At 74.2% G+C, this 17,296-nt stretch carries 19 protein-coding genes; 7 read left to right on the top strand and 12 right to left on the bottom strand.

The window, feature by feature from the left end:
- Window positions 1-65 precede the first annotated feature (65 nt).
- The 3 genes from hemB (at window position 66) to CWIS_RS06555 (ending at window position 3,164) form a co-directional block, all read left to right on the top strand.
- Window positions 66-1,076, top strand: coding sequence for a porphobilinogen synthase (hemB, locus tag CWIS_RS06565; protein ID WP_197080775.1), 1,011 nt, complete (start codon window positions 66-68; stop codon window positions 1,074-1,076).
- The gene (hemL, locus tag CWIS_RS06560; protein ID WP_048342455.1) at window positions 1,073-2,392 is read left to right on the top strand and encodes a glutamate-1-semialdehyde 2,1-aminomutase; all 1,320 of its coding nucleotides are present in this window, start codon (window positions 1,073-1,075) and stop codon (window positions 2,390-2,392) included. The genes hemB and hemL overlap by 4 nt, the downstream gene beginning before the upstream one ends.
- A 331-nt stretch (window positions 2,393-2,723) precedes the next feature.
- The gene (locus CWIS_RS06555; RefSeq protein WP_048342454.1) at window positions 2,724-3,164 is read left to right on the top strand and encodes an Hsp20/alpha crystallin family protein; all 441 of its coding nucleotides are present in this window, start codon (window positions 2,724-2,726) and stop codon (window positions 3,162-3,164) included.
- A gap of 76 nt (window positions 3,165-3,240) precedes the next feature.
- Here the strand turns inward: CWIS_RS06555 and CWIS_RS17515 are convergent, their stop codons facing one another.
- The 8 genes from CWIS_RS17515 to CWIS_RS06515 form a co-directional block, all read right to left on the bottom strand.
- Window positions 3,241-4,242, bottom strand: coding sequence for a hypothetical protein (locus tag CWIS_RS17515; protein WP_053071587.1), 1,002 nt, complete (start codon window positions 4,240-4,242; stop codon window positions 3,241-3,243).
- Between the two features lie 52 nt (window positions 4,243-4,294).
- Window positions 4,295-5,296 carry a sulfite exporter TauE/SafE family protein gene (locus CWIS_RS06545; protein ID WP_048342453.1) on the bottom strand — a complete coding sequence of 334 codons (1,002 nt, stop codon included), beginning with the start codon at window positions 5,294-5,296 and terminating at the stop codon, window positions 4,295-4,297.
- Between the two features lie 166 nt (window positions 5,297-5,462).
- Window positions 5,463-5,921: an Rrf2 family transcriptional regulator gene (locus CWIS_RS06540; RefSeq protein WP_048342452.1), complete on the bottom strand. Its 459-nt coding sequence runs from the start codon at window positions 5,919-5,921 to the stop codon at window positions 5,463-5,465.
- Window positions 5,922-5,988: 67 nt separating this feature from the next.
- Window positions 5,989-6,468: an Rrf2 family transcriptional regulator gene (locus tag CWIS_RS06535; RefSeq protein ID WP_048342451.1), complete on the bottom strand. Its 480-nt coding sequence runs from the start codon at window positions 6,466-6,468 to the stop codon at window positions 5,989-5,991.
- Window positions 6,469-6,477: 9 nt separating this feature from the next.
- On the bottom strand, window positions 6,478-7,509 hold the full coding sequence (locus CWIS_RS06530) for a sulfate/molybdate ABC transporter ATP-binding protein (protein WP_082156274.1): 1,032 nt from the start codon (window positions 7,507-7,509) through the stop codon (window positions 6,478-6,480).
- Entirely contained in the window at window positions 7,506-8,345 is an 840-nt protein-coding gene (locus CWIS_RS06525) for a sulfate ABC transporter permease (RefSeq protein ID WP_048342450.1), read from the bottom strand. Before CWIS_RS06525 ends, CWIS_RS06530 begins: the two co-directional genes overlap by 4 nt.
- A 58-nt stretch (window positions 8,346-8,403) precedes the next feature.
- The gene (gene cysT / locus CWIS_RS06520) at window positions 8,404-9,252 is read right to left on the bottom strand and encodes a sulfate ABC transporter permease subunit CysT (protein WP_048342449.1); all 849 of its coding nucleotides are present in this window, start codon (window positions 9,250-9,252) and stop codon (window positions 8,404-8,406) included.
- Window position 9,253: 1 nt separating this feature from the next.
- Window positions 9,254-10,309 (bottom strand): sulfate ABC transporter substrate-binding protein, encoded by a 1,056-nt coding sequence (locus CWIS_RS06515; protein WP_048342448.1) that lies wholly within the window; start codon window positions 10,307-10,309, stop codon window positions 9,254-9,256.
- 365 nt (window positions 10,310-10,674) lie between these two features.
- Between CWIS_RS06515 and CWIS_RS06510 the strand changes: the two genes are divergently transcribed.
- From CWIS_RS06510 to CWIS_RS06495, 4 genes are all read left to right on the top strand, one after another.
- Window positions 10,675-10,956 carry a metal-sensitive transcriptional regulator gene (locus CWIS_RS06510; RefSeq protein ID WP_048342447.1) on the top strand — a complete coding sequence of 94 codons (282 nt, stop codon included), beginning with the start codon at window positions 10,675-10,677 and terminating at the stop codon, window positions 10,954-10,956.
- Between the two features lie 61 nt (window positions 10,957-11,017).
- On the top strand, window positions 11,018-11,251 hold the full coding sequence (locus tag CWIS_RS06505) for a heavy-metal-associated domain-containing protein (RefSeq protein WP_048342446.1): 234 nt from the start codon (window positions 11,018-11,020) through the stop codon (window positions 11,249-11,251).
- 41 nt (window positions 11,252-11,292) lie between these two features.
- Window positions 11,293-13,830 carry a cation-translocating P-type ATPase gene (locus CWIS_RS06500; protein ID WP_048342445.1) on the top strand — a complete coding sequence of 846 codons (2,538 nt, stop codon included), beginning with the start codon at window positions 11,293-11,295 and terminating at the stop codon, window positions 13,828-13,830.
- 90 nt (window positions 13,831-13,920) lie between these two features.
- Entirely contained in the window at window positions 13,921-14,427 is a 507-nt protein-coding gene (locus CWIS_RS06495; protein ID WP_231583695.1) for a hypothetical protein, read from the top strand.
- On the opposite strand, the gene CWIS_RS06490 is transcribed toward CWIS_RS06495, so the two are convergent.
- Genes CWIS_RS06490 through CWIS_RS06475 form a run of 4 tightly spaced genes read right to left on the bottom strand, consistent with a single transcriptional unit; the run spans window position 14,394 to window position 17,227 of the window.
- The gene (locus CWIS_RS06490) at window positions 14,394-15,206 is read right to left on the bottom strand and encodes an ABC transporter permease (protein WP_048342444.1); all 813 of its coding nucleotides are present in this window, start codon (window positions 15,204-15,206) and stop codon (window positions 14,394-14,396) included. The genes CWIS_RS06495 and CWIS_RS06490 overlap by 34 nt on opposite strands.
- On the bottom strand, window positions 15,203-16,309 hold the full coding sequence (locus tag CWIS_RS06485) for an ABC transporter ATP-binding protein (protein ID WP_082156273.1): 1,107 nt from the start codon (window positions 16,307-16,309) through the stop codon (window positions 15,203-15,205). Before CWIS_RS06485 ends, CWIS_RS06490 begins: the two co-directional genes overlap by 4 nt.
- Window positions 16,306-16,608 (bottom strand): transcriptional regulator, encoded by a 303-nt coding sequence (locus CWIS_RS06480; protein ID WP_048342443.1) that lies wholly within the window; start codon window positions 16,606-16,608, stop codon window positions 16,306-16,308. The genes CWIS_RS06485 and CWIS_RS06480 overlap by 4 nt, the downstream gene beginning before the upstream one ends.
- A complete protein-coding gene (locus tag CWIS_RS06475; RefSeq protein ID WP_048342442.1) occupies window positions 16,601-17,227 on the bottom strand; it encodes a hypothetical protein in 627 nt (208 codons plus the stop codon). The genes CWIS_RS06480 and CWIS_RS06475 overlap by 8 nt, the downstream gene beginning before the upstream one ends.
- Between the last annotated feature and the right edge of the window lie 69 nt (window positions 17,228-17,296).

The following is a 17,296-nucleotide window of genomic DNA, read 5'->3' as shown; positions in this document are numbered from 1 at the left end:
GCGCGAGACTCGCTCGTCGGACCTCAGACCGTCGGGGAAGATGGACGGAACGGACAGGAGACCACGTGAGCACCGACCCGATCGGCGTGCCGACCCCCGGCCGCGTCCGGCCACGCCGCCTGCGCGCGACCCCCGCGGTCCGTCGCCTCGTGCGTGAGGTCGACGTCCACCCGCGCCAGCTCGTCCTGCCCGTGTTCGTGCGCGAAGGGCTCGACGAGCCGCGCGCGATCGCGTCGATGCCCGGCGTCGTGCAGCACACGCTCGACTCGCTGCGCGGTGCCGTCGCCCAGGCGGCGGCCGCTCGTCTGGGTGGCGTCATGGTGTTCGCGGTCCCGCAGGTGCGGGACGCGATCGGTTCGCGGGCCACGGCGCCCGAGGGCATCCTCAACCGCGCGCTGACGGTCGCGGCCCAGGAGGCCGGCGACGCGCTCGTCGTGCAGGCGGACCTGTGCCTCGACGAGTTCACCGACCACGGCCACTGCGGCGTGCTGACGCCCGACGGCCGCGTCGACAACGACGCGACGCTCGCGCGGTACGCCGAGATGGCGCTCGCGCAGGCCGCAGCGGGAGCCCACCTCGTCGGGCTCTCCGGGATGATGGACGGCCAGGTCGCGGCCGTGCGGGACGCGCTGGACGCCGCCGGGTACGACGAGGTCGCCGTGCTGGCGTACGCCGCCAAGTACGCCTCGGCGTTCTACGGCCCCTTCCGCGACGCGGTCGAGTCACAGCTCGTGGGCGACCGCCGGACGTACCAGATGGACCCCGCGAACCGCCGCGAGGCGGCCCGCGAGGTCGCGATCGACATCGCCGAGGGCGCCGACGTCGTCATGGTGAAGCCCGCGATGGCGTACCTGGACGTGCTCGCCGACGTGGCCGCGACCAGTTCTGTCCCGGTTGCGGCCTATGCGGTGTCCGGCGAGTACGCCATGATCGAAGCCGCCGCAGCGGCGGGGTGGATCGAGCGCGAACGGGCGATACGTGAGTCCGTGCTCAGCATCCGTCGCGCGGGTGCCGATCACGTACTGACGTACCACGCGACGGAGCTGGCCGGGTGGCTGGCGGAGGAGTACCGATGAGCCCGACGAACGCCGAGGTGTTCGCGCATGCCCAGGCCGTGATCCCGGGCGGGGTCAACTCGCCCGTGCGTGCGTACGGCTCGGTCGGCGGGACACCCCCGTTCATCGCCTCGGCGAGCGGCGCCTACGTCACCGACGTCGAGGGTCGCCAGTACGTCGACCTCGTCGGGTCGTGGGGGCCTGCGCTGCTGGGTCACGCGCACCCCGAGGTCGTCGCCGCCGTGCAGGAGGCCGCCGCGCGCGGTCTGAGCTTCGGGGCGCCGACGACGACCGAGGTCGAGCTCGTCGACGCCGTCCGCTACCGCGTGCCCGCCGCCGAGTCCGTGCGCCTGGTCTCCACGGGCACCGAGGCGACCATGACCGCGCTGCGCCTCGCGCGTGCCGCGACCGGGCGCGACCTCGTCGTGAAGTTCGCCGGCTGCTACCACGGGCACGTCGACGCGCTCCTGGCCGAGGCCGGCTCGGGCCTGGCGACGCTCGCGCTGCCGGGCTCCGCGGGCGTGTCGGCGGCCGTCGCGGCCGAGACGATCGTGCTGCCGTACAACGACGTCGAGGCGGTCCGCGCGGCGTTCGCGACGCACGGCGACCGGATCGCCGCGATCATCACCGAGGCCGCTCCCGCGAACATGGGCGTCGTCCCGCCCGCGCCGGGGTTCAACGCCGAGCTGCGGGCGATCACGCACGAGCACGGCGCCCTGCTCATCCAGGACGAGGTGCTCACGGGCTTCCGCGTCGGGTTCTCCGGCTGGTGGGGGCTCGAGGGGCTGCGCGAGGGGTGGGCGCCCGACCTGCTGACGTTCGGCAAGGTCATCGGCGGCGGCCTGCCGGTCGCCGCTGTCGGCGGGCGACGCGACCTCATGGCGCAGCTCGCGCCGGTCGGGCCCGTGTACCAGGCCGGGACCTTGTCGGGGAACCCCGTCGCCACCGCCGCGGGCCTGGCCACGCTGCGCCTCGCGGACGCCGCGGTGTACGCGACGGTCGACGAGGCCGCGGGCCGGCTGCGGGACGCGGTGACCAAGGCGCTCGCGAACGCGGGCGTCCCGCACGCGCTGCAGTGGGCCGGCTCGCTGTTCTCGATCGCGTTCGGCGCGCAGGCCGCGCAGGCCGGCGTGCGCGACTACGCCGCGGTCCAGGCGTCCGAGCACTGGCGGTACGCGCCGTTCTTCCACGCGCTGCTCGACGCTGGGGTCTCCGCCCCGCCGTCCGCGTTCGAGGCGTGGTTCGTCTCGGCCGCGCACGACGACGAGGCGCTCGGCCGCATCGAGGACGCCCTGCCGGCCGCCGCGCACGCCGCGGCGACGGCCACGCGCGACTGACCCACGCCGTCCGGAGGCGCGCTCCGGATGCGCGCGCCCACGCGGCTTCGTATGCTCCCGGCAACCACCGCGACGCGGTCGCGTCCGGGAGCGAGAGCGACCGGTGACGGTCCTGGGGCACGCCTTGTGCGGGCGAGCCGGGGGCGCGCGCCGCGTCCAGCGGTGGTCGCCGACCACACCCTCACGTCGCCGCGAAGAAGCTCGCTCACGGACTTGGCACTCTCCCACCGAGAGTGCTAACAATGGAGGCGTAGCCGTCCCGGGGGACCGCGGTCCCCGGGCAGCCCCGAGCCCGGAGGGTCCGGGCTCACCGAGAGGGAGGTGAGGGTTCATGGCTACGCGATTCGACCCCTTCCAGGAGCTCGACCGCTTGTTCGGTCAGGTGTTCACGGCAGACCGCGCGTCGACCACGATGCCCATGGATCTGTACCGCGCGGGCGACCACTACGTCCTGCACCTCGACCTGCCGGGTGCCGACCCGGGCACCATCGACGTCTCGGTCGAGGACCGCGCGCTGACGATCCGCGCGCAGCGCACCGCGCGCACCGAGGACGGCGTTCAGTGGCTGACCAAGGAGCGCCCCGTCGGGACGTACGCGCGCCAGCTCACGCTCGGCGCCGGCCTCGCGCTCGACCAGATCGAGGCGACCTACACCGACGGCGTGCTGACGCTCTCGATCCCCGTGGCCGAGGAGGCCAAGCCGCGCAAGATCGACGTCCAGCACGGCGACCGCGCGCAGCAGCCCGCGATCGAGGCCTCTGCCGCCTCCTGAGCCTGACTGAGCCCGACCGTCCGCGGCCGGCGCCGCACGCCCTCGGGGCACGGCGCCGGCCGCGCCACGTCTCGCGTCAGGCGTGCGCGGCCCGGTCGGGCTCCGGGAGGTCGAGCAGGTCCCGGCCCACCGGAAGGCGACGGTCGAACCACCGCGCCGCGCTCAGGTCGTAGCCGAGCAGCCCCGCGGCGGCGTCGGCCGCCCGGCCCACGCGCAGGTCCCGCGCCACGTCGTGCCCCTGCCGGCTCGCGACGTCCATGCCGAGCGCCAGGCCCAGCCGCGCGTGCGGCAGCTCGAGCTCCCACCACGAGACGCCCGTGGCGTCGTGCGCCCACAATCGCAGGCCGTGCGCATGCCGGAGCAGTGGCTCGAGCTCGCGCAGCGCGCCGGGCACCCCGAGCGGCACCGCGCCCGGACCGGCGGACGGGACCACGCGCAGGCCGTCGCGCGCGGGCCGCACCCACACCGGCGCCGCCGAGCCCTGCGGCAACGAGCGCACGAACGACCGCGCCTGCCGGGCGCTGAGCTCGGCCCGCACGGTCATCACCGACGCGATCGACGGGAGCTCGGCGAGCGAGCGCACCCACCGTGCGGGCAGCACGACCCGGCGCTCGTGCACGCGGGACTCCGGCGTCGGCGTGCCCAGGCCCGCCGCGTGGACGACCAGTCGCATCGGGTCGCGCGGCAGCGGGCCGCCGAGCAGCTCACGCACGCGCTGGCCGAGCTCGACGTTCGTCGTCCCCGGCGCGTGGTCCGTCAGGTCGAGGCCGCTGGGCAGCAGGTCGAGACGCGCGCCCACGGCGCAGCACCCGGACAGGCTCTCGAACCGGACCACGCCCTCGCCGGTCGTGACGAACGGGTCGGCGAGCTCGGGGGAGACGCCGTCGGACGTGTCGTAGCGCGAGGCCGCGACCCGCGCGACGACGAGCAGACCGGTGCCGAGCACGTCGGCCCGCTCGGCACGGCCGTCGACGAAGGTGCGCCGCTCGGTCGTCGCGAGCCCGAGCCGGACCTCGCCGCGCTCGACGCGCAGCCCGGACCGGCCGGCGTACCGGAACGCGACCTGCGTGGTGCTCACCCGTGGTGCATCGGCACCCCGAAGGTCACGGTTGAGTCACGACGCGCTTCCGTCAGTGCGTCGCGACGGCGCCGGACTCACGGGACGCGGTAGCGGCCCCAGCCTCGTCGGGCGCTGCGGCGTGGTCGCGGGCGGTGGCCTCGTCGACGACCGTCGCCTCGGTGAGGGCCGCGAGCTCGTCGGCGACCTTGTCGCGGCCGTACGCGCGCACCGACAGGACGACGGCCCCGACCCACACGACCGCGAGGGTGCCGAGGATCCATGCCTGCGCGGGGGTGCCGGCCAGGCCCACCCAGTCGGAACGGATGATCGTGCGCGTGTTCGTCAGGACGATCACGCCGCCCACGGCCGAGCCGAGGATGCGCGGCGGGATGAGCCGCACGAGCCACGCGGCGATGGGCGCGGCGATCAGGCCCCCGATGAGCAGCGCCACGACCCACGCGGCGTCGATGCCCTGCGAGCCCAGCGAGAGCAGGAACCCCAGCGACGCGGCGATCGCGACGAGGAACTCCGAGGTGTCGATCGAGCCGATCACCTTGCGCGGCTCCATGCGGCCCGACGCGAGCAGTGCGGGCGTCCCGACCGGGCCCCAGCCGCCGCCGCCCGTCGCGTCGACGAACCCCGCGACCAGGCCGAGCGGCGTGAGGAACCGCTTGCGCACGGGCTGGCCGAGCCGGTCCTTGCGCAGCCCCTTGAACGTGAACCGGATGAGGATGTACGTGCCGAGCGCGAGCAGGATGCCGGACATCACGGGGCCGGCCGCGTCGCTCGCGAGGCGCGAGAGCACGGTCGCGCCGAGGAACGCGCCGATCGCGCCGGGCACGCCCACGCGCCGCACGACCTTCCAGTCCACGTTCCCGAACCGCCAGTGCGAGAGGCCCGACGCGAGCGTGGTCCCGATCTCGGCGAGGTGCACGGTCGCGGACGCCGCCGCGGGGTTGGTCCCGATCGCGAGCAGCAGCGTCGTGGACGTGACGCCGTACGCCATGCCGAGCGCGCCGTCGACGAGCTGCGCGGCGAGGCCGACGACGGCCAGGAGCACGAGCTGCGGCATGGTGGGATTCCTTCGGGTCTGGGCGGTTCTCGCCGCCAACCCGATAATCCCGACCCGGCAACTCGATATTCAACCCCGGTCCCAGGATGCAAGACGAGCCGGGCGCGGACCCGTCAGTCGCGGGTGCGCGGCACCGGCTCGCACGAGCGGCCGACGAGCCCGTCGATCAGGGGTTCTCCCACGCGTCGGCGCGCTGCAGCATGGTGCGCACCGTGGCCGGCAGGTCGCCCGAGACGAGCGCCGCGAGCGTCACCTCGTCGAGCACGTCGCGCACGCTGACGCGCAGCGCGACCCACACGTCGAGCAGCGCGGCGGCCGAGCCGTCGTACGACAGCGACGGCGGCCGCTCGTCACGCACCGTGACCAGCGGGCCCTCGGCCGCGCGCATGACGTCCGCGAGGGTGATCTCGGTCGCCGGCCGCGCGAGCTTGTAGCCACCGGACCGGCCGCGCACGCTCACGACCACGCCGCCGCGCCGCAGGTCGCCGAGGATGCGCTCGAGGAAGCTCGTCGGCAGGCCCTGCCCGACCGCGAGCGTCTCGACCGCGACCGGCTGTCCCTGCGGGCTCGTCGCCAGCTCGGCGCACGCCCGCACCGCATAGTCCGCCTTCGCCGAGACCCGCATGCGCTCATTGTGCCGGTCACGCCGCGCGCACCCGGTACCCGAGGTCCCACCCGGCGATTCCCCCGCCCTAACCCCCGACGAGCCCGCGGTCGCTCAGGCTTCCGGCCTCCATAGCCGGAGCGGACGCGGGGTCGGGCGCCGTCGGGAGCTCGCCCGTGAGCAGATCAGCCAGGGTGACGCGGTCCAGGACGCCGTGCAACGTGTTGTCGAGCGCACCCCACAGCATCGGCAGGTGTCGTGCGACGCCCCGGTACGCGAGCGTGTCCGGGAGCGTGGCGCGCACGGTGACGAACGGCCCCTCGAGCGACGAGAGCACCGGCCCGACGAGCACCTCGGCGGCCGGCCGCGCGAGCTGGAAGCCCCCACGCGCGCCGCGCTTCGAGACCACGTACCCGAGCTTGCGCAGCTCGGTGAGGATCTGCTCGGCGTACTCACGCGGCAGGTCCTGCTCGGCGCTCAGCACCTCGGCGGTGACGAGCGCGGGCGCGCGCTCGGCCAGCAGCAGCAACGCGCGCACCGCGTAGTCGACCTTGGCGGAGATGTGCACGCGCGCGCCTCAGGCGGGCACGGGCTCGGGCGTGCGCGACGAGTCCGCCGGGAACGGCGTCGCGACGAGCGGGCGCAGCCACACCGTGCCACCCGCGACCAGGCCGAGCTCGGCGACCTGCGCGCGCGTGAGCTGCACCCACGGCGTCGACCCGTCCTGCGCGCGCGTCTCGACGCGCACCTCGTGTCCCACGCGCAGCAGCTTGGTCACCTCGACCTGCACCGCACCCGCACGCTCGTCGGTCAGCACCTCGATGTCGTGCGGCCGGACCAGCACCCCGCCGAGCCGCGTGACCGGGCCCAGGAAGGACATGACGAACTCGTTGGCCGGGTGGTCGTACAGCTGAGCAGGCGAGCCCACCTGCTCGATGCGCCCCTGCGAGATGACGACGATCTCGTCGGCCACCTCGAGCGCCTCCTCCTGGTCGTGCGTGACGAACAACGTCGTGACGTGCACCTCGTCGTGCAGGCGACGCAGCCAGTCCCGCAGCTCCTTGCGGACCTTCGCGTCGAGCGCACCGAACGGCTCGTCGAGCAGCAGCACCTCGGGCTGGACCGCGAGCGCGCGCGCCAGTGCCATGCGCTGGCGCTGCCCGCCCGAGAGCTGAGACGGGAGCCGGTCGGCGAACTGCTCGAGGTGCACGAGCTCGAGAAGCTCGCGCACCCGGTCGCGGACCTCGGCCTTCGGGCGCTTGCGGATCTCGAGCCCGAACGCGACGTTGCGCGCCGTGGTCAGGTGCTTGAACGCGGCGTAGTGCTGGAACACGAACCCGACCGAGCGGCGCTGCGGCGGCAGGAACGTCGCGTCCCGGCCCCCGATCTCGACCGTCCCGCTGTCGGGGTAGTCCAAGCCCGCGATGATCCGCAGGAGCGTCGACTTGCCGCCGCCCGAGGGGCCGAGCAGCGCGGTCAGGCCGCCGGGCTTCACCTCGAGGTCGATGTCCTCGAGCGCGACGAAGTCGCCGAACGACCGGTGCACGCCGCGCACGACGATCCCGGACCGGGCCTCGGGGCTGGACTGCGGCGTGGCGTGGTCGTTCACGAGCGCTCCTCCTTGGGCCGCAGCGCGGCGATGACGACGATCAGCGCGACGGCGATCGCCATGAGCACGAACGCGGCGGCGAACGCCTGCCGCTGCGCGTCCGCGCCGAGCTCCTGGTACGAGTCGTTGACGTACAACGTGAGGGTCTGGGACTCGCCGGCGACCGAGCCGGAGACCACCCGGACCGCGCCGAACTCGCCCAGCGAGCGCGCCAGGCTCAGCGCGACGCCGTACGCCAGCGCCCACCGGATCGTCGGGAGCGTGACGCGCCAGAACCGCTGCCAGGCGCTCGCACCGAGCGACTGCGCGGCCTGCTCCTGCTCGACGCCGGCCTCCTCGAGCGTCGGCACGACCTCGCGCAGCACGAGGGGCAACGAGACGAGCACGGTCGCGAGCACCATGCCCGGCACGGAGAAGATGACGCGCACACCCGCGTCCTCGAGGGCCCCGCCGAACCAGCCGTACGTCCCGTAGACGAGGATCAGCGCGACGCCGACGACGATCGGCGAGATCGAGACCGGGAGGTCGATCACAGCCGAGACGAAGCGCCGTCCCCAGAACCGGTAGCGCACGAGCAGCACGCCCATGCCGACGCCGAACACCGTGTTGAGCACGGTCGCGATGCCCGCGACGACCGCGGTGAGCCGCAGCGCCGCGAGGAAGTCGTCGGACGTCAGCACGTCCCAGACGGGTGCGAGGCCGTCGGCGAAGGTGTGCTGCACGACCGACACCACGGGCAGCGCCACGAGCCCGAGCACGTACCCGATCGCCACCAGCCGCAGGACCCACGCGGTGCGCGTGGTGCGGCGACGCGCTCGTCGGACCCGCGCGTCCACGCGGTGGGGTGGGTGAGCGACTCGGCGCGGCCCGCGGGCGACGGGGCGCTCCTCCAGGTCAACCACGGCGGGCCGTCCGGCGCTGGACCACGTCGAGCACGACGAGCACGACGACGGCGACCGCGAGCAGCAGGGTCGCGACCGCCGCCGCGGCGACCGGCTCCTGCGACTCGATCATCTTGAGGATGTAGGACGACGACACCTGCGTCTGGCCGATGAGGTTGGCCGAGATGAGGATGACCGACCCGAACTCGCCCAGCGCCCGCGCAAAGCTCAGCGCGGCCCCCGAGAGCACCGCGGGCGTGACGGTCGGCAGGATCACGCGCCGGAAGGTCGTGAACCCGGACGCGCCGAGCGACGCGGCGGCCTGCTCGACCTCGCGGTCCGCGTCGATGAGCACGGGCTGCACCGAGCGCACGACGAACGGCAGCGTGACGAACAGCAGCGCGAGCACCACGCCCGCACGCGTCCCGACGAGGTTGATCCCGAACGGCCCGCTCGGCCCGTACAGCGTGATGAGCACGAGCCCCGCGACGATCGTCGGGAGTGCGAACGGGATGTCGATGACCACCTCGAGGACGCGCTTGCCGGGGAACTGGTCGCGCACCAGCACCCACGCGATGAGCGTGCCGACGACCGCGTTGACGGCGGTGACCAGCAGGGCCGCCCCCACCGTGAACCGGATCGCGGACAGCGCCTCGGCGTCCGTGACGGCGTCCCAGAAGCCCGCGAGGCCGTCCTCGAAGGCGGTCGAGACGATCACGGCGATCGGCAGCAGCACCAGCAGGCTCAGCCACAGCACCCCGATGCCCAGCCCGAGGCTCGCACCGCCCGTGAGCTCGCCCGGGCGACGGCCCCGCGCGAAGGCGGAGGGCGTCGCCCGGTCGACCTGTGCGACGAGCGACACGTCAGCCGCGCAGCTTCGTGACGAGGCCGTTCTCCTTGTCGAACAGATCGTCGTTCACCGTGCTCCAGCCACCCAGGTCCTCGACCGTGATGATGTCGACGTCCGGGAACGGGTTCGCGGGGTCGTTCGCGCCCTCGACGTCCTGCGCGGGCGCCAGGCCGCTCACCGAGCGGAAGCCGTGCGCGGTGAGCACCTGCTGACCCTCGTCGGACTGGATGAAGGCGAGGAAGTCCTTGGCGGCCTGCGGGGCGGTCGTCGTGACGGCCGCGGGGTTCTCGATGAGGAACGTCGTGTCCGGGACCACGTAGTCGAGCTCGACGCCAGCGGCGCGCGCGGCGATCGCCTCGTTCTCGTACGAGATCAGGACGTCGCCCGTGCCCTTGACGAACGCGTCGGTGGCCGTGCGGCCCGAGTCGTTCCAGCTCACGACGTTGCCGATGAACTGCTTGAGGTACGCCTCCGCGGCGGCCGTGTCGTCGTTCTCGCCCAGCGCCTGCGAGTACGCGCCGAGCAGGTTCCACTTGGCCGCGCCCGACGTGCCCGGGTCGGCCGTGACGATGCCGATGCCCGGCTTCACGATGTCCGCCCAGCCGTGGATGCCTTTCGGGTTGCCCTTGCGGACGGCGAGCACGACGACCGAGTCGGACACGATGCCCTTGTCCTCACCGCTGCTCCAGGCCTCGTCGATCAGGCCCTCCTTGGCGATGTTGTCGACGTCGGGCGTGAGCGAGAGCGCGACGAGGTCGGCGTCCTGGCCGGCGATGACCGCGCGGCTCTGCGCCCCCGAGGCGCCGAACGAACCCTTGACCGTGACGCCCTTGCCTGCGTCGGTCGCGGCGAACTCCTGCGCGAGGTCGTCGTACGCGGCCTGGATGACCGCGAAGCCGACGAGGTCGATCGACGTCTCGCCGCCCGCCGCACCGCCGGTGGCCCCGGCCTGGGTGTCGGTGTCGTCGGACGAGCCACACCCCGCCACCGCCAGGAGCGACGCGGCGACGAGCACCGCGGCCAGGCGAGAGGACGTCCGGGCGCGGGGCCCGCTGAGGGTGGACTTCATGGTGGGTGTGCTCCCTGGTCGACGCTCGGGGCTCGGCTTATCCCGAGTTACCCGATCAGAACGATCGGAATACTGGACCCCTGCCGCACGCCCGTCTACGCCCCGTCCACATTTCGGTCATCCGTCTCACATCCCCACGCACCCACACGCCCCCGACGACCCAGCGGGCACTCCGGGTATCAGCGGGAACGGCCGGAGCAATCGCTGGCTCGCGGCCAGACGGACGACGACCCAGCGGCCGCTCCGGGGATGAGCGGGAATGGCCGGAGCAACCGCTGTCTCGCGGCCCGGCTGGGGGTAGTGGGGCTGCCGGGAATACCCCGTGGGGGTATGTTGGTTGGAGCGGGCAGACCGAGGAGGAACGCGTGCACGGCTACGACAGCTCGAAGGATGACTACCTCAAGCGACTGCGGCGCATCGAGGGCCAGGTGCGCGGGATCGCGCGCATGGTGGACGAGGACGTCTACTGCATCGACGTCCTCACGCAGATCGCCGCCGTCACCAAGGCGTTGCAGGCCGTGAGCATCGGCCTGGTCGAGGACCACCTCGGGCACTGCGTCGTCGACGCGGCTCGTCGTGACCCCGAGGAGGGCGCCGCCAAGGTCCGCGAGGCGTCCGACGCGATCGCCCGCCTCGTGCGCAGCTGACCGACCAACCGCGCACCAGAACGCAGCAGCACCAGCACCCCCACAGAACGGGAGAGACACCATGAGCCAGACCACCACCTTCGGCGTCGACGGCATGACCTGCGGGCACTGCGTCCAGCACGTCACCACCGAGCTCGAGGCCCTGCCCGGCGTCACGGGCGTCGCGATCGACCTCGCCGTGGGCGGGTCCTCGCAGGTCACCGTCACGTCCGACGAGCCGCTGTCCGACGAGGCCGTCGCGGCCGCCGTCGACGAGGCCGGCTACGCCGTGACCCCGCGCCGCTCGCTGCTCTAGCAGCCCCGCACGAACGCCGTCACCACCGGAAGGAAACCGTCATGAGCACCGACGAACGACTCGTGGTCGACCTCGCGGTCGAGGGCATGACGTGCGCGTCGTGCGTGGCACGCGTCGAGAGGCGGCTGCAGCGCCTGCCCGGCGTGACCGCGTCCGTGAACCTCCCGCTCGAGTCCGCGCACGTCGTCGGCACCGACCCGTCCGTGACGCACGACGACCTCGTCGCCGCCGTCCGCGCCGCCGGCTACGACGCCCGCGTCACCTCCCCTCTGCCGCACGTGTCGGCGCCGGCGAAGCCCGCCGCGCACGCCCACGCCGGCCACGCGCCGGCCGACGTGCCGACCGGGGCGGAGCACGGGGTCGAGCACGCGATGGGTGACGGCGGCCTCGAGCACGCGCTGTCCGGTCACTCGATGGCGCCGGGTCATGAGATGGACCCCGACGAGGACACGTCCGCGCCGACCGACGCGCGCGGCGCCGACCTGCGCCGCAGGCTCGTCGTGGCCGCGGTCCTGACCGTGCCCGTGCTCCTGCTCTCGATGATCCCCGCCCTGCAGTTCCGGGGCTGGCAGTGGGTCGTCGGCGTGCTCGCACTGCCCGTGGCGACGTGGGCCGCGTGGCCGTTCCACCGCGCCGCGGCGCGCGCCGCACGGCACGGCGCCTCCACGATGGACACGCTCGTGAGCATCGGGATCATCGCCGCGACCAGCTGGTCGCTGTGGGCCCTGCTCCTCGGGGGCGCGGGTGAGCTGGGCATGACCATGACCCCCACGCTGTGGCCGCGCGCCGCCGAGGGGCACATGGCCGTGCCCGAGCTGTACTTCGAGGTCGCCGCGGTGGTGACGACGTTCCTGCTGGCCGGCCGGTACGCCGAGCACCGCTCGCGCCGGCGGGCGGGCGACGCGCTGCGCGCCCTGCTCGACCTGGGCGCCAAGGAGGTCGCGCTCGTCGTGACCGGCCCGGACGGGCGGCGCACCGAGCAGAACGTGCCGATCGACCGGCTGCACGTGGGCGACGAGTTCGCGGTGCGACCCGGCGAGAAGGTCGCGACCGACGGCGTGGTCGTCTCGGGCAGCTCGGCGCTGGACACCTCCTTGCTCACGGGCGAACCCGTACCGGTCGAGGTGGGTCCCGGGGACGAGGTCACGGGCGCGACGGTGAACTCCTCGGGCGCGCTCGTCGTGCGGGCGACCCGCGTCGGGGCGGACACGCGGCTCGCGCAGATCGGCCGGCTCGTCGCGCAGGCGCAGACGGGCAAGGCGCCCGTGCAGCGGCTCGCGGACCGGATCTCGGCGGTGTTCGTGCCGGTGGTCCTGGTGCTCGCGCTCGGCACGCTCGTGGTGTGGCTCGCGACCGGCGGCGGCGCGCAGTCGGCGTTCACGGCCGCGGTCGCGGTGCTGATCATCGCCTGCCCGTGCGCCCTGGGGCTCGCGACGCCGACCGCGCTGCTCGTGGGCACCGGGCGCGGCGCGCAGCTCGGGATCCTCATCAAGGGCCCGGAGATCCTCGAGCGCACGCGCCGGGTCGACACGGTCGTGCTCGACAAGACCGGCACCATCACGCAGGGCCGCATGGCGCTCACCGACGTGCTGGTGCCCGCTTCCACCGAGGTCACCGCCGAGGGCAGCACCACCGGGGCCGGCACGACGGCGGACGACCAGCAGCGCGAGGCGCTGCGGTTCGCCGCGGCGGTCGAGCGGCAGGCCGAGCACCCGATCGGCGCGGCGGTCGTCGCGGCGTGGGACGAGCTCGCCGCGGCGGGTCCGCGGGGTGCCGCGGGCGTCGGTGAGGACGGTGTACAGATCGGGTCGGACGAGGTGTACGACTTCTCGGCGGTCGCCGGACGCGGCGTCGTCGGCGTGGTCCGCACGGCGCACTCCGGGCTCGGGCTCGGCCGCCGCGTGCTCGTCGGACGGCCCACCTGGCTCGCCGAGCAGGGCGTGGACACCGCCGCACTCGCCACGGGCTTCGAGGCGGCCGAGCGGGACGGCGCGACCGCGGTGATGGTCGCGTGGGACGGCCGCGCACGCGCGACCCTCGTCGTGCGCGACCCGCTCAAGGACTCGTCCCGCGAGGCGGTCGACGACCTGCGCGCGCTCGGCCTGCGTCCCGTGCTGCTCACGGGCGACAACCCGGGCGCGGCGCACGCGGTGGCACGCGAGGTCGGCATCGACGAGGTGATCGCGCAGGTGCTGCCCGAGGACAAGGTCGAGGCGGTCCGCCGCCTGCAGTCCGAGGGCCGGCAGGTGGCGATGGTCGGCGACGGCGTCAACGACGCCGCGGCCCTGGCCACCGCGGACCTCGGGCTCGCGATGGGCACGGGCACCGACGTCGCGATCGAGGCCGCCGACGTGACCCTGGTCCGCGGCGACCTGCGCTCCGCGGCGCAGGCGATCCGGCTGTCGCGCCGCACGTTGCGCGTCATCCAGCAGAACCTGTTCTGGGCGTTCGCCTACAACGTCGCCGCGATCCCGCTGGCCGCGCTCGGCCTGCTCAACCCGATGATCGCCGGCGCCGCGATGGCGTTCTCGTCGGTGCTGGTCGTGACGAACTCCCTGCGCCTGCGCGCGTTCCGCTGACCGCACGCCCCGCGACCCGGCTGCGCCGATACGCTGCCGAGGTCGCGGGGCCGTGGCGCAGCGTCCCGGGCACCGGCGCGGAGGTGCGACGTGGACGACCGGGCCGTTCCCCCCGAGCACCAGGCCGGGCCGACCCTGCCCGCGCAGACCCCGCCCCTGCACGCCCGCACGGCCAGGATCGCGCCCGAGCACGTGGTCGACGTGTTCGTCTACGTCGTCGTCCTCAACCTCGCCGCTCAGTACGCGCCCGCGGTGATCGCCGAGACCTTCGCGCTCTCACTGCTGGCCGCGCTGCTGCTCAAGCTGGTCCTCGAGGTGGTCCTCGTCCTCAAGGGCCGCGCGCGGCGGCGCTTCGCCACCGCGCCGACCACCGCGGGCCGGGTGCTCGGCGCCCTCACGCTCGCGGTGCTGCTGCCCGGGTCGAAGATCGTCGTGCTCGAGCTGTTCGCGTGGGTGTTCGGCGACGCCGTCCAGCTCGGCGGGTTCTTCCTGGTCACGGCGCTCATCCTGGTCCTGCTCGCCGCACGCCTGGCCGTCCGCCGCCTGCTGTTCCCACCGCCTCCTCAGCGGAAGCGACGGCCCTCGTCGGAGCGGTAGGCGAGCAGCGCGAGCACCGCGAACAGCACGGTCCACGCGAGCAGCACGGGCAGCGCGAGCGGGTAGGCGTCGACGCCCGCGGTGACCTGCACGACGAGGTCGCGCACCGCGCGCGACGGCAGCGCCTTCGAGAACACGTCGAGCCAGTGCGGGAACGCCTCGGGCGGCAGGAACAGACCGCCGGCGAACGCCAGCGGGAACAGCACCGCCTGCACGACGGCGATCGCCGCCTTGGCCGACATCCGGTACCCGATCGCGAGCCCCAGGAGCAGGAAGGGCACGGCCACCCCGACGACGAGCAGCACGGACTGCAGCGCCTGCAGCCAGTCGAGCGACGCCGCGGTGAGCAGCCAGCCGACGAGCACCACGGGCACGAGCGCGAAGTACGCCCAGATCAGCCCGTTGAGCACGCGCCCGGTCAGCCGCGGGCCCGGCCCGGCCGGCAGCGTCCGCAGGTACGGGTCGAACGGCAGCGCGCGCTCCTCGGCGATCCCCGCGCCGAACGAGAACAGGCACGTGGACATCACCGCGAACGTCCCGAGCTGCGCGACGGCCGCGGTCGCCGAGACGGGGTCACCGGCCACCTCGCTCTGCGGCACGACGAAGAACAGCAGCGCGAGCGCGGGGAACAGCAGGTTGCCGATCACCGCGATGGGGATGCGGATCGTCTCGAGGAACCCGAGGCGCGCGTGCAGCACCGCGAGCCGCCAGAACGGCTGGGTGCGCGCCGGGCGCGGAGCCGTCGTCGGGCGGCCCGTCGTGGTCGTCGTGCTGCTCATCGCTCCCCCTCGTGCGCGGGCGCGAGCCGCGCCGCCCGCTCGTCGTCCGTGCCGTGCTGCGGGTGCCCGTGCGGCGCGCGCCCGTCCTGAGGGCGCTCCTCGTGCGGGCGCTCCTCGTGCGGGCGCTCGTCGTGCGGGCCGTCGGAGGTGAGCGCGAGGAACGCCTCCTCGAGGGACGCGCCCCGCACCTCCAGGCCCCGGAAGGGGATCGCCGCGCCGACGAGCCCACGCACCACCGCGTCGGCGTCGGCAGCCAGCAGCGTGAGGCGGACGTCGTCGGCGTGCGCGTCGACCCGGGAGGACGCCAGCTCACCCGACGCCCGGCTCCCCACCGGTTGCGCCTCGACGACCTCGACGTCGGGCAGCGCCTCGACCGCGAGCCGCGCGGCGGGCGGCACGGTGAGCAGGACGCGGCGGCGCGCGACGAGCGAGAGCACGTCGTCGATCCCGCCGTCGGCGAGCACCCGGCCGTGCCCGACGACCACGACGCGGCGGGCCAGCGCCTCGATCTCCTCGAGGTAGTGGCTGGTCAGCACGACCGTCGCGCCGTCGGCGTGGTAGTCGCGCAGGGCCTGCCAGAGCACGTGGCGCGCCTCGACGTCGAGGCCGGTCGTCGGCTCGTCGAGGAGCACCAGGCGCGGACGTCCGACGAGCGCGAGCGCGACCGCGAGCCGCCGCTTCTGGCCGCCCGAGAGGCCGCCGGTCTGCCGCCGGGCGAGCTCGGTGATCCCGAACCTGGTGAGCAGCTCGTCGGTCGACATGGGGTCCGGGTAGTGGCCCGCGACGAGCGCGACGACCTCGCTCACGCGCAGCGTGGGCGGCAGGCCGGTCTCCTGCGGCGTGGTGCCGAGGGCCAGGCGCGAGGCTGCGGCGCGCGGGTCGCCGCCGAACAGGCGGACCGTCCCGGCGTCGGGCTTGCGCAACCCGCTGACCAGGCTGAGCAGCGTCGTCTTGCCCGCACCGTTCGGCCCGAGCAGGCCGAGGAGCTCGCCCTCGGGGACGCTCAGCGACACGTCGTCGAGCGCGACGACGTTCCCGAATCGCCGGGTGACGTGCTCCACCTCGACGACGGGCGCACCGCGACTCGTGCCGGAGGCGGTCATCGGGCGCTCCCCAGCAGGTCGCGCAGCCGGCGGGAGTAACGATCGAACGCGAGCCGGCCGGTGGTCGTCAGCGCGACGTACGTCGCGGGGGACCGGCCCTCGTAGGTCTTGGTGATGGTCACGTAGTCCGCCTCCTCGAGGCGTCGCAGATGGGTGGAGAGGTTGCCGGCCGTCATGTCGAGCAGGCGGCGCAGGCGCGGGAACGCGATCCGGTCGCCCTCGCCGAGCGCGGCGAGCGTGGCGACCACCCGCAGCCGGGCCTGGGCGTGGATCACGGGGTCGAGCTCGTCGTCAGGCACTGCGGCGCCCTTCGCGCAGCCGCAGCACGAGCGCGGCGGCGAGCATGCCGCCGCCGCCCGCGAAGGCGAGCACCGCGTACGAGCCGGGGATGCCGGCGAACGCGCCGAACGCACCGGTCAGCAGGACCCAGGCCCCCAGGGCGTACATCGCGTACGCCTCCCAGAGCACGCCGCCGGCCAGGTAGAGCAGGCCGACGACCATGGTCGCCATCGCGTTGGCCGCGAGGCTGATGACGACCGAGGACGCGCCGGCGTGGGCGAGCGCGGAGACGGTCACGCCCTGCGCAACGAACCCCACGAACCACGCCCAGCCGTACATCGCGCCCTGCACCGCGCTGCGGCCGCGGATCCCGTGCGTGCGGGCGACCATGTGCCACGCGGTGGCGAGCATCGCGAGGACCGTGGCGACGGCGGCGACGACCGCTGCCCAGCCGGCCGGGGCGTCGTCGTCGAGCGCCGTGAGCCACAGCAACCCGTAGCCCAGCACCCAGACGGTCCCCCAGACGCCGAACAGCAGGGCCGCGGACGGGTGCGTGCGGGCGGCGGCGGCACGTTGGCCGGCGATGATCGCGAGCGCGTCGTGCGGCGCGAGCGCCGCGCCTGTCTCGTCGTCGTGCATCTGGTCCCCCTGAGTCGGTCGCATCCCGCGTCGGCGCGGGCACGGTGTCCGGTTTGTCTCGCAAACCAG

This window comes from Cellulomonas sp. A375-1, assembly GCF_001040865.1.
Taxonomy (GTDB): domain Bacteria; phylum Actinomycetota; class Actinomycetes; order Actinomycetales; family Cellulomonadaceae; genus Cellulomonas; species Cellulomonas gelida.
The sequence above is the reverse complement of the archived record's forward strand: the minus strand, read 5'-3'. Positions and strand labels throughout refer to the sequence as shown.

What these genes read in the sequence shown, in the direction of transcription:
- CWIS_RS06505 (WP_048342446.1), top strand. Translation starts at nt 11,018, where the DNA reads ATGAGCCAGACCACCACCTTCGGCGTCGACGGCATGACCTGCGGGCAC.
- CWIS_RS06555 (WP_048342454.1), top strand. Translation starts at nt 2,724, where the DNA reads ATGGCTACGCGATTCGACCCCTTCCAGGAGCTCGACCGCTTGTTCGGT.
- CWIS_RS06545 (WP_048342453.1), bottom strand. Translation starts at nt 5,296, where the DNA reads ATGCCGCAGCTCGTGCTCCTGGCCGTCGTCGGCCTCGCCGCGCAGCTC.
- CWIS_RS06540 (WP_048342452.1), bottom strand. Translation starts at nt 5,921, where the DNA reads ATGCGGGTCTCGGCGAAGGCGGACTATGCGGTGCGGGCGTGCGCCGAG.
- CWIS_RS06485 (WP_082156273.1), bottom strand. Translation starts at nt 16,309, where the DNA reads ATGACCGCCTCCGGCACGAGTCGCGGTGCGCCCGTCGTCGAGGTGGAG.
- CWIS_RS06475 (WP_048342442.1), bottom strand. Translation starts at nt 17,227, where the DNA reads ATGCACGACGACGAGACAGGCGCGGCGCTCGCGCCGCACGACGCGCTC.
- CWIS_RS06515 (WP_048342448.1), bottom strand. Translation starts at nt 10,309, where the DNA reads ATGAAGTCCACCCTCAGCGGGCCCCGCGCCCGGACGTCCTCTCGCCTG.
- CWIS_RS06490 (WP_048342444.1), bottom strand. Translation starts at nt 15,206, where the DNA reads ATGAGCAGCACGACGACCACGACGGGCCGCCCGACGACGGCTCCGCGC.
- CWIS_RS06500 (WP_048342445.1), top strand. Translation starts at nt 11,293, where the DNA reads ATGAGCACCGACGAACGACTCGTGGTCGACCTCGCGGTCGAGGGCATG.
- hemL (WP_048342455.1), top strand. Translation starts at nt 1,073, where the DNA reads ATGAGCCCGACGAACGCCGAGGTGTTCGCGCATGCCCAGGCCGTGATC.